This is a genomic window from Paenibacillus selenitireducens, from assembly GCF_002021565.1.
In the GTDB taxonomy this organism is placed as follows: Bacteria; Bacillota; Bacilli; order Paenibacillales; family Paenibacillaceae; genus Paenibacillus_K; species Paenibacillus_K selenitireducens.
Genome location: NZ_MSZX01000001.1, coordinates 690,271 through 713,088, shown reverse-complemented (window position 1 = coordinate 713,088; position 22,818 = coordinate 690,271). Strand labels below are relative to the sequence as shown.

Here is a 22,818-nt window from a genome sequence, read left to right as displayed (position 1 = left end):
CTCTTCTATTTCGCTCGCGTCTGAATACGCGGTTTCATTTTCTTAATCTCAAGGGCAACTTCCTCGGCCGTTAATCCTACTTCCTGACGCTGTTCCTTCACGCTGCCGTGCTCAACAAAGTAATCTGGAACTCCCATCAGTTTCACACGCATATCATAAATATCATGTTGGGCGTAGTATTCAAGAATCGAGCTGCCTAACCCTCCAAGTACAGCTGTTTCTTCCAGTACGATCATGTTCGTACGTTCTCTGGCCAGCTGATTGAGCATTTCCGCGTCTAATGGCTTAATGAACCGTGCGTTAATGACACGTACGTTGATGCCCTCACGTTTCAAGTGTTCCGCTGCATCGAGCGCAACTTGAATCATCGGGCCAATTGCCGCAATCGCGTACGATTCGCCTTCTCTTACGACTTCCCATGTTCCGATTGGAATCGATTGTAACTCTTTATCATAAGCAACGCCTACACCGTTCACGCGCGGATATCGGATGGCAATCGGTCCGTCATTATAATCAAATGCCGTCTTCATCATATGGCGCAGCTCATTTTCGTCTTTCGGCATCATCATCACCATATTCGGGATGTGACGCATAAAGGAAATATCATACACGCCTTGATGCGTTTCTCCGTCTGCTCCTACAAATCCGGCACGATCGATCGCGAAGACCACATTCGCATCCTGACGGCATATATCATGAACAACTTGATCATATGCACGCTGTAAGAATGTCGAGTAGACCGCATATACAGGTTTTAATCCTTCCATTGCTAAAGCTGCACACAATGTCGCCGCATGCTGCTCGGCGATCCCTACATCGATCATTCGATCTGGGAACCTCGCTGCAAAAGGCATCAAACCTGATCCGCCTGGCATCGCAGGGGTCACGGCTACAATCCGTTGATCTTGTTCTGCAAGCTCGATTAATGTACTACCAAATACTTCGGTGTACATCGGATTTCCGACGGCCTTAACCACCTGGCCTGATTCCATCTTATACGGTGTAATCCCGTGCCATTTGTGAGAGTCTACTTCGGCAGGCGTATAGCCTTTTCCTTTGGTTGTGATGACATGAACAAGTACAGGACCTTTCATTTGACTCGCTTGCTTGAACGTATTGTTCAGCGTTACCAAGTCATGTCCATCGACAGGTCCAAGGTATGTAAACCCTAATTCTTCAAACAACACACCCGATACGACCAAATACTTCAAGCTGTCCTTCAATCGTTCAGCAGCCGAAGCAAGTTTCCCGCCAATGGAAGGAATTTTCTTCAAGAAGCTTTCCAGCTCTTTTTTGGCGTTTTTATACGTTTTATCATTACGAATCTTACCTAAATAATTGTGCATCGCCCCCACATTCGGAGCAATGGACATTTCATTATCATTCAGAACGACAATCAGGTTTTTCTTCTCGTGACCAATATGGTTCAGTGCCTCAAAGGCCATCCCGCCTGTTAATGCCGCATCCCCAATCACGGCAATCACACGATTGTCTTCCCCTTTTAAATCCCGAGCGGTTGCCATCCCCATCGCTGCAGACAGTGAAGTACTGCTGTGTCCAGCTTCCCATACGTCATGCTCGCTTTCGGAGCGTTTGATAAAACCGCATAAACCTTTATATTTGCGCAACGTATCGAATCGATCTTTGCGTCCTGTTAAAATTTTGTGTACATATGCTTGATGTCCAACATCAAAAATAATCTTATCCTTCGGACTATCAAATAAGTAATGCAAGATAAGCGTTAGCTCGACGACTCCCAAGTTAGGCGCAAGATGTCCGCCGGTGGCGGATAGCTTCTCGATTAAAAATTGACGGATTTCCCCCGCCAATTGAGCCAACTCCTCGACCGCATATTTCTTGAGGTCTTCAGGTTGATTAATCTGTTCGAGTAGCACGTAATTTTCCTCGCTTTCCATAGTTCGGTTTGCTTTTTTTCTTCGTGAAATATCCGGATACGAAATCTGCGTTCCAGGAAGTAAAAGAACTTCCCCGTCATATCGCCGACAACCGCAGGCTAACCGATACGTAACGATAGATATGATAAAAACCTCTGCCCTCGATCCATTCGAAGATGAGCGACCGCGTTTAGAGGAAGTTTTTATCGCCAAATAGAATTTCTAGTTTTGATACGTCAAAACTTATATCATTTCTATTGTGGTAAAACTACTCCATTTCATGGAGTGCTTCAACGAAAACACTGACTAGAATACTGCACCACGCTTTGTACGACTTATTATAACATAAATCTTTATTTTATACGCAGCAATTAATGGTCGCGTTTCATTAAATAATCAGCGATCCCGATTAATTGCTCTGGATTCTTCAGGTCAACACTGTTAATTGCTTCCTTCGCTTCCTGCGTTAGACGCTCAATCTCTTGCTGTGAAGCTTCAACGCCGATAAAGTAAGGATAGGTCACTTTATTCATGACCACATCGCTGTTCGTCTTCTTACCCAGCTTCTGTTCATCTCCGATGACATCTAACACATCGTCTTGAATTTGGAACGCAAGGCCGATTTGCCGACCGAATGTTTCTAACGCAGCCAGCTGCTGTTCGGTGGCGCCAGCCACGCGCCCTCCAGCTTTCAGGGAGAATACAATAAGGTCCCCTGTTTTATGTAAGTGGATGTACTGCAACTGCTCTAAGGATGTAATCCCCTGCTCACCAATCATATCTGCGGCTTGTCCTCCAACCATGCCCTTAGCGCCCGCCAAGGTAGACAAATCATCCATGATCGCAAGAACTTGCTCAGCAGGCACATGATACTGGCGAGACGATTGCACGACCTGCTGGAAGGCATGCGTCAATAATGCATCCCCTGCCAAAATGGCCATCGCTTCCCCATATACTTTATGATTCGTAAGCTTCCCACGCCGATAATCGTCATTATCCATCGGTGGCAGGTCATCATGAATCAATGAATACGTATGTATCATTTCAATCGCACAAGCGACGGGCATTGCAGCTTGGATGTAAGCTATCCCTCCGACGGCCTCTGCTGCTGCGAGTACTAAAATCGGGCGAATACGTTTGCCTCCGGCAAGAAGAGAATACATCATGGATTCTCTCAGCGATTCTGGCATGTCCCATTCCGTAGGCAGGGATTTCTTCAATTCGGATTCGATCTGTACTCGGGTCTTCTCTAAATAGGCTGCGAATATTTCTGTCTTATTCAACGGTATCCCCCGAATCATCTGTAATTCCTACAAAAGGTTTCTTGCGCAGTTCTCCGTTCTCTTCAACTAAAGCTTCAATCTTCTGTTCTACCTGCTCAAGCTTCTGACTGCAAAGCTGTGACATAAGCATTCCTTCTTGGAACAACTCAATCGCCGTTTCTAACGGGACATCCCCGCTCTCCAACTCGCCGACGATTTGTTCTAATTTTAGAATTGCTTCTTCAAAGCTAACCGGATTTTCTTTCGTTTCCTTCTTAGCCATGTACGTCCTCTCCCTTCATGGACCACACCTGACATTCCAATTGGCCATCGCTCACTTTGACATGAACCATATCGCCAGGTTGTACATCCGATAACGATTTAATTAAACGTTGATCTTGCTCGTCATAGACCAGACTATATCCACGGGACATGACCTTCAATGGACTGAGCGCATCCAATTGCTTCATTCCTGTTATTAGTTTTAACTTTTGTTCCTTGACTAAACCTTGCATCGCTTGCAATAGTTGTTTCGTCTCCGAATCTACCCTTTTCCGAGCAAAAATAACTTGTTCATTCGGGTTACGCCGCATGATCCGGTGCTGCAATTTGGTGAAGCGATCCTCTGCTCTGCCAATCAGCCCGTTCATACGGTATTGCAATTGTTCTGACAAGCGGTCTAGACGTTCGGCGTGCTGCAGTAGATATTTGCGTGGATGCACAAAAAAAGGCGATCGCTGGAGACGTCCGAGGCGATCGCGTTCTTGGCGAACCCGCATGGCTAAGGCTTGCTCTAGCCGCTGCTCTAAACGTCGAATATGCTGTTTCAATTCTAAATGATGAGGAACGGCTAGTTCTGCAGCCGCCGTAGGGGTAGCAGCCCGCAAATCTGCCACAAAATCGGCAATGGTGAAATCCGTCTCATGACCTACGGCCGAGATAATCGGAATCTTCGAGGCATAAATGGCTCGCGCTACGATCTCTTCATTGAATGCCCACAGTTCCTCTAATGATCCGCCGCCTCGTCCCACGATTAGCACATCAACTTCACGATGGCGGTTCATCACATCAATCGCTTTGACGATAGAGGCTCCGGCTTGCGTCCCTTGTACAAGCACGGGATAGATCATAATAGGGACGGTTGGGTATCGACGCTGTAATGTAATCATGATATCTCGCACCGCAGCCCCCGTAGGGGAGGTGATCACACCTATCGCTCGAGGGAACTTCGGTAAGGACTGTTTGCGCTCCGCAGCGAACAATCCTTCCTCTTCGAGCTTTTTCTTTAATTGCTCATAAGCAAGATATAAACTCCCAATTCCATCGGGCTGCATATGCGTGGCATAGAATTGATATTGCCCGTCACGTTCGTATACAGACACATTCCCTCTTGCAATAACGCGTGTGCCTTCCTTTGGTCGAAAGGCCAGACGTTGATTGTGCGAGGCGAACATAATCGATTTAACCCGACTATCGGCATCTTTAAGTGTAAAATACATATGTCCGCTGGAATGATGCGTAAAGTTCGAAATCTCTCCCCGAACCCATACATCCTGCATCAATTGATCGGATTCCAGCTTCATTCGAATGTAACGATTTAAATCCTTGATCGATAATACGCGTTGCTCACCCATTACATTATCACCCTTATTTCACGCCATGCGCTCGTTTCGCCGCAAGAATGGTATTCTGCATCAGCATGGTTATTGTCATCGGACCTACTCCACCTGGCACTGGCGTAACAGCACCTGCTACTTCTAGCACATCTTGATAATCCACATCACCCGCAAGCTTGCCATTGTCAAGACGATTCATGCCTACATCAATAACGATAGCCCCTGGTTTTACAAAGGTATGATCTACAAAATTAGCTCGTCCAATTGCTACCACGAGAATATCTGCTTGCTGCGTGAGCTCACGCATATTGCTGGTCTTCGAGTGACACATCGTAACTGTGGCATTCTCGCGTTGCAACAACATGGAGACAGGTTTACCAACAATATTGCTACGACCAATCACCACGGCATGTTTGCCTGATATTTCAACGCCTGCACGTTTGATCAACTCAATGACACCTGCCGGTGTACAAGGGAGCAGACTCTCGTCGCCAATCATGAGATTGCCGACATTGATAGGATGAAACCCATCCACGTCTTTCTCCACAGCAATAGCATCGATCACAGATTTTTCATGAATATGCTTAGGTAACGGGAGTTGAACGAGAATCCCATGCACATTGGATTGATGGTTCAATTTATCAATGAGCGCGAGAAGCTCCTCTTCGGAGGTTGTATCCGGCAGACGATGCACTTCGGAATAATATCCGAGTTCAATACAAGCCTTTTCCTTGCTGCCAACATACACTTTAGAACCTGGATCTTCACCCACGAGAACGACGGCTAGACCGGGTTGTATACCTTGTTTCTTAAGTTCTAACACTTCATCCAGAATTTGACCGCGAATCGAAGCAGATACGGCTTTTCCATCAATTTTAGCAGCTGTCATGGTCATCTCTCCCTTGTTAAAATACCCCACAAAGTGGGGAATTGGCTTCGAAGCTGATTCAGGTACTTTGCGGGGGGCCCCGTAAAGAAAAAAGCCAATTAATTGGCTTTTATTTGTTCCAGTTCACGAATCATTTTTCCAAGAACACCATTTACGAACTTCCCTGATTCATCCGTACCAAAATGCTTCGCTACATCAATCGCTTCATTCACGACAACCTTTGGCGGCACATCATCACTGAATACCATCTCGAAGCAAGCTAATCTAAGAATCTGACGGTCAACCCGTGATAAACGTTCAACCTGCCATCCTTTCAAATACTCCGATAATAACTGGTCGATACGTTCTTTGTTCGCCCAAGTCCCTTGCACAAGACTTAGAACATACGTATTCATCTCTGTGAAATTACGAATTTCGATTTCGGTCTCGTTGTCTTCCTTCACTTCCGTCAATACCATCGCAACGGCTTCCTCTGCCTCTACACCGTTCATTTCCATTTGATACAAGCTCTGTACTGTTATTTCTCTAGCTAAGCGCCGCTTCATTCAATGTTCCTCCAAAAATTTAATCATTGCCTGACAATCCGCCCCTATACTTAGTATGGTACGGATATTAATCAAAAAAACCTGCGAACTGCCCCTAATCCGATTCCAAAGATCAACGGAGTCTCTATATTAGGAGTCGCCCACAGGGTTCATTTAAACATGCTCCATCGGCTAGTCAGCCATTCCCAAATTCGTGCCCATGGAAATATACTGCCAAGATTCAAATCTCGTTGTTTGCCAAGCGTGAAACCTATAAAAACCAATAATGCAAAAAACAACATATCCCAAAAGCCGACGATAAAATAAATGATACCCAAACCTATGCCGGCTCCAGCACCGAGAATACGTCCCCCGTGACTTTCCCAAATCGATTTCAACATTGGAAAATCACCTCTATTCTACTCTTGATTTAAAAGACTGCGTCTGAACGATATTGGCGATAAATACAGATACGCCCGCCACCGGAATTCCCGTCACTTCTGTGACATGATCCCGAACTTGACGTTGTACTTCTTCCGTCAATCCAGGAATCGATGTCTCTCCGTCCACGAATGTACGCACGACAAGTTCCAAGCCCGCTTCAGTCACACGAATTTTCACTTTTAAATCTTTCACGCCGCGAACTCTGGAGGCCGCCTTCAATGCCAAATTCTCAATCGTCTCCATGGAAATATGTATTTCGCCAAGTTCATTACGTAAGTCAATGGAATGATTCGATGCCCGATCTCTTCGAATTGATATATAAAAAAACCGCAAGCTGATGAGAATAATCACAATTGCTCCAGCGATCACTGCATTATCCAACCATTGCTCCGTCCCAATCAATAAGGAACGGTCCAGAACATTCGTTGCATAGAGCACGGTACAAATCGCAACCACAGCGATGACGATACTGTAGAAGAATAAAAGGAGCCTGTCCAATATTTTGATCATGACAAATGCTTGCCTCCTTAAAATTAGAGCAAACCCCTGACCCTATTGGATCGGGGGTTCTCCATTTGTAAAAGGTTCCTCGACAATTCACCTGTACAGGTGTCGAATTACCTTACCCTTTGTTGTGGATCTTCTTCTTCAGGCTTTTCCGCCGTTTTGAAATGAACGCCATGAATATGTACATTCACTTCTACAACGTTCAACCCAGCCATCATTTCGATAGAATGTTTCACACTACGTTGAATTTCAGCAGAGATTTCCGGAATACGGAATCCATATTCAACAATAATGTTGACATCAACTGCTGCTTCACGTTGGCCCACTTCCACTTTTACACCTTTAGATAAGTTCTTACGTCCAAGCAATTCAGCAATACCACCAGCAAAATCACCGCTCATTCCTGCAACACCGTTCACTTCAATCGTTGCGAGACTTGCGATGACTTCGATAACTTCTGGAGCTATTTGAATTTCCCCTAAATCTGTCTTTTCATAATCCATAGGTATCATGTTCATGAATGTCAGCACCTCCAATAAGTTTGCGATGCATACTAAGAAGTCACCCGCATCTTATTATACATACTATATCATTTCGTAGGAATTATGACAAACCTCGGCTTATCCAATTCCGCTTGCGAATGCGTAGTTCGGGACTTCTTAAACCTCGTATTCTTCGAGGAATTTAATATCAAAATCCCCTGCAATAAACTTCGGATGCTCTAACAGACGTAAATGGAATGGTATCGTCGTATGAATCCCATCAATCACAAATTCTGCGAGAGCACGTTTCATTCTTGCTATGGCTTCTTCACGCGTATTCGCATGAACGATTAATTTCGCAATCATGGAATCATAATGCGGTGAAATGGTATACCCTGGATACGCTCCGCTATCAACGCGAACACCTAATCCGCCTGGAGGCAGATAGAATTGAATGGTTCCTGGTGATGGCATGAAATTACGATCCGGATCTTCCGCATTCACGCGGCATTCGATCGACCAGCCCTTGATTTCAATTTCTTCTTGTTTGAAGGATAATGGACTACCCTCTGCTACGCAGATCATTTCTTTGATCAAATCCACACCTGTGATCATTTCGGTTACAGGGTGTTCTACCTGAATCCGCGTGTTCATTTCCATGAAATAGAACTCGCCATTCGGTGCAAGCAAGAATTCAAGTGTTCCTGCACCTGAATATTCAACGGCTTGCGCTGCACGTACTGCAGCTTCACCCATACGCGTACGGACTTCTGGTGTTAGTACTGGGCAAGGTGCTTCCTCAATGAGTTTTTGTCTGCGGCGTTGAACTGAGCAGTCACGTTCACCAAGGTGAACAACATTCCCATGTTTATCGGCAATAATCTGAATCTCAACATGCTTCATGCCTGTTAAGAATTTCTCTAGGTAAACGCCTGCGTTGCCAAAAGCTTTCTGAGCTTCTTGCTGCGCCGTCGTAATTTGCTGTACTAGTGATTCTTCATTCTCAGCAAGACGAATCCCTTTGCCGCCTCCGCCTGCTGTCGCTTTGATAATTACAGGATAACCAATATCACGAGCTACCATAAGTGCTTCTTCCATATCCTCGATAAGTCCCTCAGAACCTGGAATGACAGGAACGCTTGCTTCTTTCATCGTCTGTTTTGCAACGGCTTTATCCCCCATCTTGTTGATGGCATCTGGGGAAGGACCAATAAACGTAATGTTGCACGAATCACAAATTTCTGCAAAGTCCGCATTCTCGGCTAAGAAACCGTATCCTGGGTGTATTGCATCGCATTCTGTTAATGTAGCAACACTCATAATATTGGCTAAGTTCAAATAACTGTCCTTCGACAACGTAGGTCCAATACAATAAGCTTCATCTGCAAGACGTACATGCAAAGATTCTCGATCGGCTTCTGAATATACGGCAACCGTCGAGATCCCCATTTCACGGCATGCACGGATAATACGTACTGCAATCTCGCCGCGATTCGCAATTAATATTTTCTGAAATTTCACGCTGTACAACCTCCTTTTACTCTGCTTTAACTAAGAAAAGAGGTTGACCGAATTCAACCAATTGGCCGTTCTCAACCAAGATTTCTACGATCTCACCTTTAACTTCAGCTTCCAATTCATTCATTAATTTCATCGCTTCAATAATACATACAACCGTTTTCTCTTTGACCTTATCGCCAGTGCTGACAAACGGATTCGCATCCGGATTAGACGAACGATAGAAAGTTCCTACCATCGGAGATACAATTTTATGTAGATTGTTATTGATTTCTTGTTGGGCTGGAACTGCTTCTGTTGACACTTGAGCAGCAGCAGGAACTACATTTGGTGCTGGAACAGCTTGCGGTTGATACGTTGGCTGAAGCGGTGCAGCATGAACATTGACAACTTCGGTTTTACCTGGTTTTCGAATAAATAGACGCGTACCTTCGTTTTCAATCTCTAGCTCCTGAACGGATGTTTGATCAAGCAATTTGATCAATTCTTTAATCTCGCTCAACTTAAACATGTATATTCACTCCTTCAGCTTTGTTAACCATTTGGGAAATGCAGGTATGGATGTACACATATATACCGTTAGTATTATATCATAAACCTTTAAAATGGAAAGAGCCCAGTTTTCCTGGACTCTTCTTCATTTCTGAATTCGATTCTCTTTTAGGGTGCGATCCGCTTTACACTTACTTTATCTTGAGACACTTTCAGTTCTTTCACGATAAGGTCGACGATACTTACAGCTTCACTCACTTCTAATTGGTCGCTTGCAACGACAACTTGATATTTATCTTTGTCTTGCTGTTTGATCACGGCATCACCAAATTGTTTGCGCAGCTCATCTTCCAAGTTCGTAATTTTTTGTTCTTTCTCGTCCAGCGCCGTTAATTCTTGTTGCGCTTTACCCGCCTCTTCAGGTGTCTTGCTCATATCGAGCACGATGCCCTGCAGCTTGTCAATTTGCGTTGTATAGGCTTGATTACGTTCTTGTTGGTATGTTGCAATGGTTTCTTTGGATGTCGCGCCTTGCTTGCTCAATTCATCAATGATTTGTTGGTCTGTTGCTGCTGCCGTTGGTTCCGTTTTTTTATCTTTAGCTGCTTTATCCGTCGTTGTTTTCTCTGTCACCGTTGTTTTGTCTGTAGTCTTGCCTTCTCCTTGTTCCGTCGTAATGTCTGGCGCTACGACAGTTCCTTTGTCTGTGGTCTTATCCACATTCTGTGCATCCAAATTCGGGTCTTTCACTTCATTTACTTTCACTTCAGTTAAGCCGCCTGGGTTCCCCGCTGTGCTTGCTTCCGTTGCATTTGTTTTCGTTTTATTCCCTTGTTGCGTTTGGTTTTGAGCCACCTTATTCGGTGTTGCAGCAGGCTCTGTGAATAAGTAATACGCAGATAATACCACCATAATGCTTAACATACTTACCAACCAAATTGTTTGTCTTTTTGTATTCATTTCATGTTCCTCCTACAGGTTTATAATTTTATTAGAATCATGAATTCTTTTACTTCGCTTGTTTGCGTGGAGCTACTGAAATTTTATACGAGGGAACGCTGAACCCCTTCTCAATCGCATCTACGATTAAGCTCTTGACTGTGCGGTTCTCCGCACCCTTCGCGACAATGACAACCCCTCGAATTTTCGGTTTAATTTTCTTGACGATCATCGGCGTTTGATTCCCGGAGACTTCATAGGTGACAATCTGACCATCTCTGGAGTATTGCGTAACATGCCGTCTTGCTCCATTCGGATCCGATTCATCCGTAACCTGCTGATTGTCTTTCACTTCGCGTTGTACAACAACTTCTTCTGTCGATTCAATCGTGACAACTGCATCCACTTCGCCGACACCCACGATTTTCTCAAGTATCCCTTTCATGCTTGCCTCCATCGTGGATTCAATCGTATCAAAAGACGAAGATGAATCGTGGGTCGCTGTTACGGCTGTATCTTGTTGGTTAATTGGTGGTTCGCGACCTTCATTCACGGTATCTACTTGTTTGACATTCATGTGGGTGAATGCATTAAATAGCAGCAGCCCGATACCGACTAACCCTAGAATGAGTAACCATCGGAACGACTGTACGCGTTTCGAACCGCCAGGTCCTCCGCCAATCCATTTCTCAAGTGATTGCAGCCATTTGGCCATGAAATTCACCTCCGATACAAATGATTTATACGAATTCGTTTAATGGATTTGCGTGGCGTCTCCCAGATACACATCTACTTTGCTTGGCGCCACACCCCAGGTTGTCTTAATCCAAGCGACGACTTGATCCCCCATAGCTTGATCTGTTGCTGAAATCTGATCGTTCTGTGGTTCTGCGTCTGCTTCGACAGCTTGCCCTGAACCAATTGGTTCGATCTTGACGTCGACTTGGACGCCTTCTACGGGCTTGATTACCGCAATCGGGTTGTCGTGATCCCGCTGTTGTTCTGTTGAAGGGGTCTCCGGCTGAAGATGGACGATGATGGATTTTATCGTTGGTTTCAAAGCCTCGACTTGACTCTGTCCTGTCTTCGAAAGGTCTAGGTTACCGTCTGTCTCCATATTCTCGATCTTAACTTGAACTTGCGAGACCTTCGTACCGGTCTGTTGTTCCAATTGGGTCTTAATTTGCGAAGCTATTTCCGTTTGCACCGTTTGTATGACTTTTTCCTCCTGCTTTCGTTTTAACCGATCGCCCTCGCGGACAATATGATCCAAGCCTGTCGCCGTATTTGCTGGACTTTTGAGACCATCCAGTTGTTCATAACTGTTCGCCAACCGTTCGGCAAAGCTGTTCTGAAAAATGGATACAACCGGTGTCATTATCGTAATCAGAATTAACAAGCTAATGACGAGCTTCACATAACGCTGCATGGAACGATTAGGCAAGATCAAATCAATAAATGTAGCCAATAAGATGATGAATATAATTTGCTTCAACCAACCGCCTAGCCACTCCATCATGGGTCATCACCCCCCAAAGGGTTCCTCATCCGATTCATCGCATCATCACCGTCACATTCGCTGCCGTCAGCATAATCGTAATGGCCATGAAGAACATAAGCCCTACAGCAGCTAGAGCCGCAAACACATAGATCATACTTTTCCCAATGGTCTGGAGGCAGGTTACAATTGGACTATCTCCTAGCGGCTGCATGACAGCGCCGGAAATATTGTAGATCAGTGCGAGTGTGAGTATTTTTAATGCCGGGAATGCACAGAGGAACAAAATAATGATGACACCGACTAATCCGATCGCATTCTTCACCAGCAAGGAAGCAGAGATAACAGTATCCGCAGCATCAGAGAACATCTTGCCCACGACGGGAACGAAGTTCCCTGTAATATATTTGGCTGTTCGGATCGTTACACCGTCTGCTGCAGCACCTGTAAAGCCTTGTACAGAAATAACTCCTAAGAACACCGTGAGTAAGACTCCAAGTAGTCCGATGCTAATATTCCGAAGCAAATTCGCCAGATGCGTTACTTTGTACTTATCTGACAGGGTGCTGACGATGTGAAGTACGGCAGAGAAGAATAATAATGGAAAAATGACGGCGTAGATTAGCGTTCCTACGGTATTGATCATGAAAATGATTAGCGGGTGCATCACAGACACCGTAACTACATTTCCCATCGAAGCCAGCAAGGTGAATAGCAGCGGAATCATGGCCATCATGAAATGGATCATGCTCTCAATGGCTTCCTTCGCATATCCAATGGCTACATTGAAGCTGTTAATCGCAATGATGATAATGATCATGTAGGAGATCGAATAAGCGACTTTACTAACTGCGTTTCGTTCAAAGGCGGTCTGTAAGGTTTCAAGAATCATACTGAATACCGTCAAAATGACGATCGTAACCAGCAGTTTTCCGTTATACAGCACTTCATGCAAGAGAAACTTAAGAATGCCCTGGAAAACGGTCTTCACGCTAAAACCTTTGCCATCAGGAAGCAGCATGTCCATAAATTTCGGTGTGTGTTGATCTGGGAAAAATCCGCCATATTGGTTCATCAAATCGTCCCAATAACGCTCAATCTCACCCGTTGGTAAATCCTTGGCCTGGGTTTGTATGACGGTATCCGCTGGTGATGCAGCAAATAGTTGACCTGTCCAAGCAATGAAGAAGCAGATCATGAAGACGACAACCATTTTCATATTTCTGTGATCTTCCCAGGGTCGTATCATGGCTTCATCTCCATTTCATTAAGCAGGTAACAGATGTATCACCGTTTCAATAATGATGCTAATGATCGGAATTGCGAGCACCATGATCAGTACTTTTCCAGCAAGCTCGATCTTGGAAGCGATACTGTCTTGTCCAGCATCACGAACAATCTGTGCGCCGAATTCTGCAATATAGGCAATTCCAATAATTTTAAGAATCGTCTTGAGATATACCATTTCTATGCCTGAGCGAACGGCTAAATCCTCAAGAACTCTGATTACGGCCTCGATCTTACCGATAAGGAACAAAAAGATGGCGATCCCCGTGAACGTAGTGATCAGAAAGGCGAACATCGGTTTCTGCTCTTTCACAATAAGGACGAGAACTGTAGCAATTAATCCGAGTCCGACCATTTGAATGATTTCCATATCCAATCACCTACTGAAAGAGAAAGATCGTTTTAATCTCTTGAAACAAATCATTTAGGAGACGAACGACCATGAACAGGACGACAACAAATCCGATAACTGTCACCCAATGCGCCATATCCTCTTTTCCCATCTGTTTCAATACCGTATGAATCATGGCAATAATGATGCCAATTCCTGCGATTTGAAATATTGCGCCTACATCTATGCTCATCCCTTTGGCACCTCTCTAAATCTACTCCCCTCTTAGAAAGGTTGAAATAGATTGTTAGTAGATCAAGATAACGATTAATGCACCAGCTAACAGACCAAGGCTCTTGCACATTTTCTCGTATCGCGATTGGTCGTCGCGAGCGGCAGCCTCTTCATGCTGAAGCTGATTGACAGCTAGACGAATATGTTTGATTTGGTCGTTTCTATCACTCGTCCCAAGCGTGAAACCAAATTGATGAATGATCTGTTTCTCATTCTGTTTCATCGCGGTATGCTTCCAATGCTCTTCAACCGATTGCTGCCAGCTTTCTTGTGCAGTCACATTCGTACGATCCGTTAATCGGTGTGCTGCTTCGTTAAATATCGTTCGAAGTGGATCCGAGAGCTGTTGTCCAATTTTGAGAAGGGCATCTGCAAGCGGTGTGAATCCATATAAAATTTCGGTCTCGAGTCGCTGCATGGCTAAAATGAACTGGCGAATTTGCTTTGGCCTGTTCGCAAACTGTGCTGCTTGGTAGAACCCGAACAGTGTTCCGGAGACCAAGACGAGAATTGCGCCAATGAGTTTAAGCATGATAACTGCCGCCCTTCACACCTGCAGCAAGTGGATGAAGCAGCCTCCGCTTCGCATCGTATAATCGATTAACCGTTCCTTTGGACGATCGGTGAAGAACGACATAGGTTTGAAACAACTCATCGGAGATCAACTTGTTCAATACTGGCCGACGTAAGACATCCTCTAGTTCACTGCCATGTGCTGTCGCGATGACACGAATCCCTGCATGGAGTGCTTCGCGAATGGCATCGGCATCCTCTGGCCTGCCAATTTCATCCACGAGCATCACATCCGGTGACATGGAACGAATCATCATCATCATCCCCTCCGCCTTCGGGCACCCATCAAGTACATCCGTCCGGGGCCCCACATCAAAACTGGGTACCCCCTTCAGACAACCTGCAATCTCAGAGCGTTCATCCACGATCCCTACTTTCAGGCCCTTCCACTTCGCTTCAGCATGCATCCATTGTCCACCGCTGATTAAGCGAGCCAGGTCTCGAATTAATGTTGTCTTCCCATGCTGAGGCGGAGAGAGAATCAACGTATGCTGCACGCTATGTTGACGAAAATCTAGCAGTTGGGGAAGAATGGGCTCGCCCACTCCTTTAAGTTCACGTGCAATACGAATATTAAAACTCGTAATATCGCGAATATGATCCACATGCCCCTTCGTCAATACAGCCCGTCCAGTGAGCCCAATGCGATGACCTCCATGAATGGTGATATAGCCTTTACGCAACTCCTCTTCCATCGTGTACAAAGAATGATTTGTAATAAAATCTAGCAATCGATTCCCATCTTCACGCGTAGGCAAGTATCCTTCCCCCGGCATGTCCGTCAACTCCCCGCGATAATTTACGTAATGGAATTGACCTTGATAATTGACTTCGAGGGGCCGTTCCTGACGCACGCGAATTTCTTCAATGCGTGCCAAGACGGTAGGATGCAGCTTGCCTAGCAACTCTTGAATGGTGCTTGGAAAAATAGATAGCCATGTTGTTGTTTTCATCGCATGAACCCCCAAGCTGTCCTAGCGTTTACCACATATGTATGCTTGTACGAAGTATTTATGCCTGAATCAGCGTTATTTTTTCAATATGCCAAACATCAAACAGCTAATCCCAAGCACAACCCATCCAATTTTCCCCCAAGACAATTTCTCTGCTACACCAATGAATCCAATGGTTGTTGTCGTGAGCAATACGATCGGACCCACTAAGGCCAAGGAACTGTTCACGATTAAAGCTTTTTCCACTTGATTGAATCGGAGCATAAGCAGCGCTGCAATAATTTCAAGAGATCCAGAAATGAGTCGAAGGGTTGCCATACTGAGCACGATTTTATCAAACATTATCCACACTCCTTCTAAACTATTCATTTCAATCTATGCAAGCTTGTCTCGATTTAGGTCTATTTCCTGTATAGGCACCTGTCTATTGCAGCGTGCATATATTGCTAGCATGATTATTATTCCGACAACATGAAGGAGAGTTGATTATGCAAGTAATAACAAGTCCGTGTTGGCATGCACGACTTGCCGACCCATCCAATGTACGGGAGGCCAAACCTAGAATCACAGGAAGAACCATGGTCATCGATAAGGGACTTGGACTACATGCTTTTGAAGATTTAATGCAGACGGCCGGAGCCTATATCGATGTTCTTAAGCTTGGCTTCGGTACATCTGCCCTCTATTCTTCAGAAATATTAAGAAAAAAGGCGGAGCTTGCGCGTGCCCATCATATTTGTCTCATTCCCGGAGGGACATTTCTTGAAGTCGCTGTTCAACAAGGGGTCGTACCCTCCTTCTTCGACACCGTTGCCGCGGCAGGGTTTACAGGCGTTGAAGTATCGGATGGCACGATTGCCTTAAGTAGACAACTCCGGAATGAATTAATTGATCGAGCCCTCGATCATGGATTGCATGTGTTTACAGAATTCGGCAAGAAGCTCACAGGTTCATCCATAGATTATTCCGAACTGATCCACACCATTTATGAAGATCGTCATCGGGGTGCAGAGCTTATTACCATGGAAGGGCGAGAATCCGGCATGGGGGTTGGGATCTATAATGACAGTGGAGGCTGCAAAGAAGAGGAATTTGAACGTATGTTGCTGCATATACCGAATATGGACTGGATTCTATGGGAAGCGCCATTAAAATCCCAGCAATTATTTTTAATTCAAGCCATTGGCACCAAAGTGAATTTAGGAAATATTCCACCACAAGAAGTGATGTCCTTAGAAGCATTACGTCGTGGACTACGATCCGATACATTCGAATTATTGCACCAAACCTGTGATTATATGATCTAACCTGCTTCGTATGATGTTTGTTTAAATATGTGAATTTAGGAGTGGAGAAAATGCACGTAGATGTGATCGCCAGTGTTAACGAGGCGAGATCAGATGATTTTATACACAAAACAGCGATTGTCATTGATGTTCTACGCGCAACAAGTACGATCATTACGGCACTGTCGCATGGATGTAAAGAGGTTCTTCCGGTAGAAACTGTTCAACAGGCTCGGACTTGTCAATTGCCAGGAGACTGGTTAGGCGGTGAGCGGTTCTGCAAGAAAATCGCAGGATTTCATGCAGGCAATTCTCCCTACGAATATATGGATGAGGTTATACGAGATAAAAAGGTCGTACTAACGACGACCAACGGGACTCGAGCCATTCAGAAATCGACCAAAGCGACCCATATCCTTGCAGGTGCTTTCATTAACGCATCTGTCTGTGCAGGTATCGCACTTTCACTTCGTAAAGATATCGTACTGCTATGCGCCGGAGCCCAGGATGTATTTGCGTTGGAGGATGGGTTATGTGCAGGGTTGTTCGTGGAGGAACTCATCCAGCAAAATGATCTGGCACCCCCTTTGCAAGTTAATGACTTCGGGCTCGCCATGCACAGCGCATATCTCCAGCATAAGGACAATCTGGTTCACACCTTGATGAATTGTGCAGGCGGACGAAAATTGTCTAAGATCGGCTTCGCGGAAGATGTCGAATATTGTGCCGGGATGAACACCGTTCCTGTCGTTCCCTTTGTGAACGATCAACAATCCATGAAGTTGTTTCCGGTAACACCAACGCTTCTGATAAGATCCTAACAACGGAATTAAGGTTCTAAAACAAGCTTCTGTTCATAAACTTACTATGAATCTACTTGGGACAGGAGCTTACCAATGAACGGCGAAATTATTATGGTCATTCTTATTATCATAGGCTTAATCAGCCGATCTTCTATTATAACGACGGCAGCTTGTGTACTTCTAATCGTGAAGCTGATCCATCTGGATCGCTTCCTACCGACGATCGAACGACGGGGATTAGAGCTCGGGCTGCTTTTTCTTACCATGGCCGTCCTTGTACCGTTCATTTCCGGACGCATATCGACCAAAGAAGTTTGGGAAACGATCACCTCTTGGCCTGGCATTCTAGCAATCGCAGGTGGAGCCATTGCGACCATGATGAACGCGAAAGGTCTGGAAGTATTAAAAATAGACCCACAAATTATTGTGGGTCTTGTCATTGGTTCCATTATTGGCATTATATTCTTTCGAGGGATTCCTGTCGGTCCGCTCATGGCAGCCGGCTTAACCGCTGTCCTCATGAAGATCATTCAGCTCATTCTCGGTCGATTCATGTGAAACTTAACGACGATCTTGAGGTCCGCCTACAACGACTTGGGCTGCAGTATCCAGACCATAAGCCGTGTGTAATTCACGGATAATATCATGAAGTTTCTCACTATCTACAACACAAGATGTTTTAATCTCGGACGTGCTCACCATTTTGATGCTCACGCCTTGCTGTGAGATCACTTCGAACATTTTGGCAGCCACACCCGGATTACTTACCATCCCTGCACCTACAATGGAAACCTTTACTAAGTTAGTCTCTGAGGTAACGTTATCATAAGGAACTTCGCCGCGGATGTTATTAATCACTTGTACAGCAAGTTCAGTATCCGTTAATGTAACCGTGAATGAGAAATCCGCTTTTCCGTTCTGAACACCGCTCTGAACGATAATATCCACGTTTACGCCAGCATCTGCCAAAGCTGTGAACACTTTTGCCAAGACGCCTGGCAAATCAGGTACGCCAAGAATACTAATTCTGGCTACATTCTTATCAAATGCGATTCCGCTAACAACTACGCCTTGCTCCATGACTGTTTCCTCCTTGACAACCGTACCTTCATTATGATTAAAACTAGACCGCACAACTAAACGTACTTTATGATGTTTCGCATATTCGACAGCACGTGGATGTAATACCGCCGCACCGAGATTCGCTAATTCAAGCATTTCATCATAAGATATTTCATCGAGTTTACGTGCACATTTGACGATCCGTGGATCTGTTGAATAAATGCCGTCCACATCCGTATAGATCTCACAGACATCTGCATTTATCGCTGCAGCAAGCGCTACAGCCGTCGTATCCGATCCCCCACGACCAAATGTCGTAATTTCTCCGTCTTCGGACATGCCTTGGAAACCCGCAACAACGACGATCTTCCCATCGTTCAGCGCCGCATCGATCCGCTCTGGTTGAATATCCGTAATACGCGCTTTACTGTGTACCGCTTCCGTACGGAAGCCAGCTTGCCATCCTGTGAAAGAAATAGCATCATGTCCTTGTTGATGAATAGCCATGGACAATAAGGCAACAGAGATTTGCTCACCCGTTGTCAACAACATGTCCATCTCACGTGCCGGCGGATTCGAATTCAGTAATTTCGATTGGTCAATTAAATCATCCGTCGTATCACCCATTGCCGAAACAACAACCACGCAACGGTGCCCAGCTTCCTTCTTCTCTACAATGCGCTTAGCAACGCGCTTCATTCGTTCTGTATCTCCGACAGAACTGCCCCCAAATTTCATGACGTATAAAGCCAATGTTGTCTCACTCCCAACCAACAGGTGTTCATAATTTTGAATATTATAACATAATCCTGCCGTCTTGTGGAAAAAAACAAGAAATAATAGCACTTTGCGCAAATCCTCACATACTTTTAACAGAATTTTAAGATAATTTTAATGTTCACCGTGTACAATAGCCTCATAAGTTCAATAACTTTATCATTTCGGAGGTGTCTCCTATGACAAAACAACTTATCAACTTTCAGAATAAAACAATTCCCGTATTCTACACATCGATGAATAAAAAGACATTAACAGCTTTGATGACAGCATTAGATAGCAAAATGAAAAATGGTAAAAAAGCCATTAAAAAATGCCTGGATACCTTGATCAGTATTGAAATTATCGGATGTGAAGCCATTCTTCACTCCAAGCGGGAATCGGATACGTTAGCGTTATCCTTATTCTAAGGACTCTATATCCCCTACATATAGAGCATATTCACGAACAAAACCCCTTCCAACATCTACTGTCGGAAGGGGTTTTGTTCTGTCTAAATGCTACGCACGTGAGCTGTATTTACCTTCGCGCGTATCCACGATCAATACGTCGCCTTCGTTAATGAATAATGGAACTTGAACGTTCAAACCTGTCTCAAGTTTTGCATTTTTCGTTGCACCTTGTGCCGTGTTTCCTTTGACGCCTGGTTCTGTCTCAACAACTTTAAGCTCAACCGTTGTAGGCATGTTAATACCTAGGATTTCACCTTTGTAGCTGCTAATTTTAACATTCATATTCTCGAGCAAGAAATTTACTTCCCATTCCAATTGTTCCTTCGTCAATGTGAACTGATCATATGTCTCGTTATCCATAAATGTATACTCTGAACCGCTGCTATATAAGTATTGTACTTCACGATTGTCGATTTGTGCTTTGCCAATCGTTTCACCAGCACGGAATGTACGTTCAACCGTATTCCCATTTCGAAGGTTTTTCAATTTGGAACGAACAAATGCCGCACCTTTACCTGGTTTAACGTGTTGGAAATCAATAACTGTAAAGATATCTCCTTCTACTTCTACAGTTAAACCTGTTTTAAAATCGTTTACTGAAATCACTTATAAATTCCTCCTAAATATCGTTTCCTGCTTCACCATTCTTTACATGTCCAATACAAGGTAGTCCTTCGTCGAATGGGTTAATATTTTAATCCCGGTATCTGTAATGACAATGTCATCTTCGATACGGACACCGCCGATGCCTGGCAAATATATGCCGGGTTCCACGGTTACAACCATGCCGGGTTTTAAAATCATATCGCTTCCTTTAGCTACACGGATCGATTCATGCACTTCCATCCCGAGACCATGTCCCGTGCTATGGCCGAAATTATCACCATAACCATAACGTGTAATGATATCTCTCGTCAAGGCGTCTGCTTCTGCTCCCGTCATACCAGGGCGAATGTGCTCTAAAGCATGTAATTGCGCCTCTAATACGACATCATAAATCTCGCGGTGTTTGGCAGATGGGTTACCTAATGCCACTGTACGAGTTAAATCGGAACAGTATCCTTTCAAGTAAGCGCCAAAATCGAATGTAATTAATTCGTTGCCCTGAAGTACACGTGAACTCGCAACGCCATGCGGTAATGCAGAACGCTCACCAGAAGCTACGATGGTATCAAACGAAGAAGAAGTGGCTCCATTCTTACGCATGAAGATTTCCATCTCTAACGCAAGGGCTTCTTCTGTCACACCATGTTTAATCATCGGTAAAATATGTGTGAAGGTTAGATCTGCTAGATCGAACGCTTCTTGCATAATAGCAAGTTCTTCTTCATCTTTAATATTGCGCAGATCTTCCACTAATCCTGCTGTAGGCACAAGTTCAATCCCTTGCAGCTGCTCCGCATAGTTCGTGTAAGTTCCAAACGTGACGTGATTCTGCTCAAAACCAAGACGTGTGACTTGTTGTTCGGTTAGTACTTGACGAACGATTTCCATCACATTGGATTTATGCTCAATAATGTCATAACCCTTCACTTGAGCATTGGCTTGTTCTACATAACGGAAGTCTGTTAAGAAATAGGCTTTGTCGAACGTGATCACAACATAACCTGAACTTCCTGTAAATCCAGTTAAATATCGGCGATTTACCCCATTCGTGATAAAAATCGCTTCTAAATCTGCTGCTTTCATCGATTGTCGAAGTTGTACTACGCGTTTGTTATCCACTAGTCTCATCCTCTTTTCATTCCCAATTTGTTGGCCACCGCCTGATGTTATGCAGGTAAATGACGATTGAGAGCAAGCAAGCCTAATTCGTAGCTGATAGCACCGAAGCCAGCAATTTGCCCAATCACGACAGGGGCCGTTACAGAGACATGACGAAACTCTTCACGTTTATGAATATTCGACATATGTACCTCCACAGTCGGGATAGATACGGTACTAAGCGCGTCACGAAGTGCATAACTGTAATGTGTTAATGCACCAGGATTAATGAGTATGCCATCGTATGTATTGTAGGCTGCATGAATGCGATCAATTAGCGCACCTTCGTGATTCGATTGATAGCAATCAACCGATAGGCCAAGTTCCTCTGCTTTCGAATGCAACATGGCTTCAATACTTGCTAACGTATCTGTACCATATACGCCGGGCTCACGAATGCCAAGCATATTCAAATTAGGGCCATTTAGTACAAGTATTTTTCGCATTCGCTTCATCTCCCCATTCGAAGTACAATATGGAATTATACCACTCGATATTTTACCACATAATAAGTCTCCTTGAGAAGCTGTCCATTATGAATTCGTAACGTTACCCGGTTGCAGGTTCTGATTCTTCTCAACATCACCTGGTTCTCTTCCTCTTTCATCGGTATATTCTACAGCTACCGAATAGCCTATGAATAGGCCCCAGAGTAGAAAAACACAGAATTCCGTCGTCACCGTTGACCAGCTCATCTTATTCAGCGGTTTCATCATGCCAAGCATCGGCCCTACCGCCCCGTAAAGGATCGACCACCAAGCCACTCCATAGATCAGACCTGGCCACGCCCCCTTCAGCTTACGCAAAACAAACGTGTACAGCATGGTAGCAAGGATGGAGAACAGAGTGAAATATCCCCAACCTACGAGATGCCCATAATTCGATAATAAAAAGGAATGTTTATAAAAAGGCTCCGCCAAGTATCCTGGCAAGACCGTTGTAAACTGAAACACGAAAAAAAACCAGCGAAAACCGCCCCAAATCAGACCCGCAAAAAATCCGATTTGTAAGGAATATAAGACAGGGTTGGTTAATGTGGAGCTCTTCTGCTGCTCATGTTGAATCAAATTCATCGACATCCTTTCGACTACTTGTTTATTTCGCTAGTATGTGCAATTGCTGGAATCGTAAACAGGTGGAATTTCGCTATTAAATTCGTTACAATAAGAA

General features: G+C 44.6%; 29 protein-coding genes. 4 read left to right on the top strand and 25 right to left on the bottom strand.

Annotated elements, in window-relative coordinates; all coding sequences use genetic code 11:
• Nucleotides 1-5: 5 nt before the first annotated feature.
• The 20 genes from dxs to BVG16_RS03185 form a co-directional block, all read right to left on the bottom strand.
• On the bottom strand, nt 6-1,916 hold the full coding sequence (dxs, locus tag BVG16_RS03280; protein ID WP_078497081.1) for a 1-deoxy-D-xylulose-5-phosphate synthase: 1,911 nt from the start codon (nt 1,914-1,916) through the stop codon (nt 6-8).
• A gap of 350 nt (nt 1,917-2,266) precedes the next feature.
• Nucleotides 2,267-3,196: a polyprenyl synthetase family protein gene (locus tag BVG16_RS03275; RefSeq protein ID WP_078497080.1), complete on the bottom strand. Its 930-nt coding sequence runs from the start codon at nt 3,194-3,196 to the stop codon at nt 2,267-2,269.
• A complete protein-coding gene (gene xseB / locus BVG16_RS03270; RefSeq protein ID WP_078497079.1) occupies nt 3,171-3,440 on the bottom strand; it encodes an exodeoxyribonuclease VII small subunit in 270 nt (89 codons plus the stop codon). Before xseB ends, BVG16_RS03275 begins: the two co-directional genes overlap by 26 nt.
• Entirely contained in the window at nt 3,433-4,791 is a 1,359-nt protein-coding gene (gene xseA, locus BVG16_RS03265; protein ID WP_078497078.1) for an exodeoxyribonuclease VII large subunit, read from the bottom strand. The genes xseB and xseA overlap by 8 nt, the downstream gene beginning before the upstream one ends.
• A gap of 13 nt (nt 4,792-4,804) precedes the next feature.
• Nucleotides 4,805-5,662 (bottom strand): bifunctional methylenetetrahydrofolate dehydrogenase/methenyltetrahydrofolate cyclohydrolase FolD, encoded by an 858-nt coding sequence (folD, locus tag BVG16_RS03260; protein ID WP_078497077.1) that lies wholly within the window; start codon nt 5,660-5,662, stop codon nt 4,805-4,807.
• Between the two features lie 98 nt (nt 5,663-5,760).
• Entirely contained in the window at nt 5,761-6,207 is a 447-nt protein-coding gene (nusB, locus tag BVG16_RS03255; protein WP_078497076.1) for a transcription antitermination factor NusB, read from the bottom strand.
• Nucleotides 6,208-6,356: 149 nt separating this feature from the next.
• A complete protein-coding gene (locus BVG16_RS03250; RefSeq protein ID WP_078497075.1) occupies nt 6,357-6,587 on the bottom strand; it encodes a DUF2273 domain-containing protein in 231 nt (76 codons plus the stop codon).
• 13 nt (nt 6,588-6,600) lie between these two features.
• Nucleotides 6,601-7,140, bottom strand: coding sequence for an alkaline shock response membrane anchor protein AmaP (gene amaP / locus BVG16_RS03245; RefSeq protein WP_078497074.1), 540 nt, complete (start codon nt 7,138-7,140; stop codon nt 6,601-6,603).
• Nucleotides 7,141-7,247: 107 nt separating this feature from the next.
• Nucleotides 7,248-7,655, bottom strand: coding sequence for an Asp23/Gls24 family envelope stress response protein (locus tag BVG16_RS03240; protein ID WP_078497073.1), 408 nt, complete (start codon nt 7,653-7,655; stop codon nt 7,248-7,250).
• 141 nt (nt 7,656-7,796) lie between these two features.
• On the bottom strand, nt 7,797-9,140 hold the full coding sequence (gene accC / locus BVG16_RS03235; protein WP_078497072.1) for an acetyl-CoA carboxylase biotin carboxylase subunit: 1,344 nt from the start codon (nt 9,138-9,140) through the stop codon (nt 7,797-7,799).
• Between the two features lie 16 nt (nt 9,141-9,156).
• Nucleotides 9,157-9,648, bottom strand: a complete 492-nt coding sequence (accB, locus tag BVG16_RS03230; protein WP_078497071.1) for an acetyl-CoA carboxylase biotin carboxyl carrier protein — start codon at nt 9,646-9,648, stop codon at nt 9,157-9,159.
• Nucleotides 9,649-9,797: 149 nt separating this feature from the next.
• Entirely contained in the window at nt 9,798-10,589 is a 792-nt protein-coding gene (locus BVG16_RS03225) for a SpoIIIAH-like family protein (protein WP_078497070.1), read from the bottom strand.
• A 49-nt stretch (nt 10,590-10,638) separates the two neighbouring features.
• Complete coding sequence (gene spoIIIAG / locus BVG16_RS03220) at nt 10,639-11,283, bottom strand: stage III sporulation protein AG (RefSeq protein ID WP_078497069.1); 645 nt, start codon at nt 11,281-11,283, stop codon at nt 10,639-10,641.
• Between the two features lie 39 nt (nt 11,284-11,322).
• Entirely contained in the window at nt 11,323-12,087 is a 765-nt protein-coding gene (gene spoIIIAF / locus BVG16_RS03215; protein ID WP_078497068.1) for a stage III sporulation protein AF, read from the bottom strand.
• A gap of 34 nt (nt 12,088-12,121) precedes the next feature.
• Nucleotides 12,122-13,315 carry a stage III sporulation protein AE gene (gene spoIIIAE, locus BVG16_RS03210; RefSeq protein ID WP_078497067.1) on the bottom strand — a complete coding sequence of 398 codons (1,194 nt, stop codon included), beginning with the start codon at nt 13,313-13,315 and terminating at the stop codon, nt 12,122-12,124.
• A gap of 18 nt (nt 13,316-13,333) precedes the next feature.
• The gene (gene spoIIIAD, locus BVG16_RS03205) at nt 13,334-13,723 is read right to left on the bottom strand and encodes a stage III sporulation protein AD (protein ID WP_078497066.1); all 390 of its coding nucleotides are present in this window, start codon (nt 13,721-13,723) and stop codon (nt 13,334-13,336) included.
• A 10-nt stretch (nt 13,724-13,733) separates the two neighbouring features.
• Nucleotides 13,734-13,937 (bottom strand): stage III sporulation protein AC, encoded by a 204-nt coding sequence (spoIIIAC, locus tag BVG16_RS03200; protein ID WP_078497065.1) that lies wholly within the window; start codon nt 13,935-13,937, stop codon nt 13,734-13,736.
• Between the two features lie 54 nt (nt 13,938-13,991).
• Nucleotides 13,992-14,510, bottom strand: coding sequence for a stage III sporulation protein SpoIIIAB (gene spoIIIAB / locus BVG16_RS03195; protein ID WP_078497064.1), 519 nt, complete (start codon nt 14,508-14,510; stop codon nt 13,992-13,994).
• Entirely contained in the window at nt 14,503-15,504 is a 1,002-nt protein-coding gene (gene spoIIIAA, locus BVG16_RS03190) for a stage III sporulation protein AA (RefSeq protein WP_078497063.1), read from the bottom strand. The genes spoIIIAB and spoIIIAA overlap by 8 nt, the downstream gene beginning before the upstream one ends.
• Nucleotides 15,505-15,579: 75 nt before the next feature.
• Nucleotides 15,580-15,846: a YqhV family protein gene (locus BVG16_RS03185; protein WP_078497062.1), complete on the bottom strand. Its 267-nt coding sequence runs from the start codon at nt 15,844-15,846 to the stop codon at nt 15,580-15,582.
• A 146-nt stretch (nt 15,847-15,992) separates the two neighbouring features.
• Between BVG16_RS03185 and comA the strand changes: the two genes are divergently transcribed.
• From comA to BVG16_RS03170, 3 genes are all read left to right on the top strand, one after another.
• Entirely contained in the window at nt 15,993-16,811 is an 819-nt protein-coding gene (gene comA, locus BVG16_RS03180; RefSeq protein WP_078497061.1) for a phosphosulfolactate synthase, read from the top strand.
• 50 nt (nt 16,812-16,861) lie between these two features.
• Nucleotides 16,862-17,611 (top strand): 2-phosphosulfolactate phosphatase, encoded by a 750-nt coding sequence (locus tag BVG16_RS03175; RefSeq protein ID WP_078497060.1) that lies wholly within the window; start codon nt 16,862-16,864, stop codon nt 17,609-17,611.
• 75 nt (nt 17,612-17,686) lie between these two features.
• The gene (locus BVG16_RS03170) at nt 17,687-18,151 is read left to right on the top strand and encodes a DUF441 domain-containing protein (RefSeq protein WP_078497059.1); all 465 of its coding nucleotides are present in this window, start codon (nt 17,687-17,689) and stop codon (nt 18,149-18,151) included.
• A 3-nt stretch (nt 18,152-18,154) separates the two neighbouring features.
• On the opposite strand, the gene BVG16_RS03165 is transcribed toward BVG16_RS03170, so the two are convergent.
• On the bottom strand, nt 18,155-19,408 hold the full coding sequence (locus tag BVG16_RS03165) for an aspartate kinase (protein WP_078497283.1): 1,254 nt from the start codon (nt 19,406-19,408) through the stop codon (nt 18,155-18,157).
• A gap of 203 nt (nt 19,409-19,611) precedes the next feature.
• Between BVG16_RS03165 and BVG16_RS03160 the strand changes: the two genes are divergently transcribed.
• Complete coding sequence (locus BVG16_RS03160) at nt 19,612-19,842, top strand: 3-dehydroquinate dehydratase (RefSeq protein ID WP_078497058.1); 231 nt, start codon at nt 19,612-19,614, stop codon at nt 19,840-19,842.
• A 90-nt stretch (nt 19,843-19,932) separates the two neighbouring features.
• On the opposite strand, the gene efp is transcribed toward BVG16_RS03160, so the two are convergent.
• From efp to BVG16_RS03140, 4 genes are all read right to left on the bottom strand, one after another.
• Entirely contained in the window at nt 19,933-20,490 is a 558-nt protein-coding gene (gene efp / locus BVG16_RS03155) for an elongation factor P (protein ID WP_078497057.1), read from the bottom strand.
• Between the two features lie 42 nt (nt 20,491-20,532).
• On the bottom strand, nt 20,533-21,609 hold the full coding sequence (locus BVG16_RS03150) for a M24 family metallopeptidase (protein WP_078497056.1): 1,077 nt from the start codon (nt 21,607-21,609) through the stop codon (nt 20,533-20,535).
• 47 nt (nt 21,610-21,656) lie between these two features.
• Nucleotides 21,657-22,094, bottom strand: coding sequence for a type II 3-dehydroquinate dehydratase (gene aroQ, locus BVG16_RS03145; RefSeq protein ID WP_078497055.1), 438 nt, complete (start codon nt 22,092-22,094; stop codon nt 21,657-21,659).
• Nucleotides 22,095-22,181: 87 nt separating this feature from the next.
• Complete coding sequence (locus tag BVG16_RS03140; RefSeq protein ID WP_078497054.1) at nt 22,182-22,721, bottom strand: YqhR family membrane protein; 540 nt, start codon at nt 22,719-22,721, stop codon at nt 22,182-22,184.
• Nucleotides 22,722-22,818 lie beyond the last annotated feature (97 nt).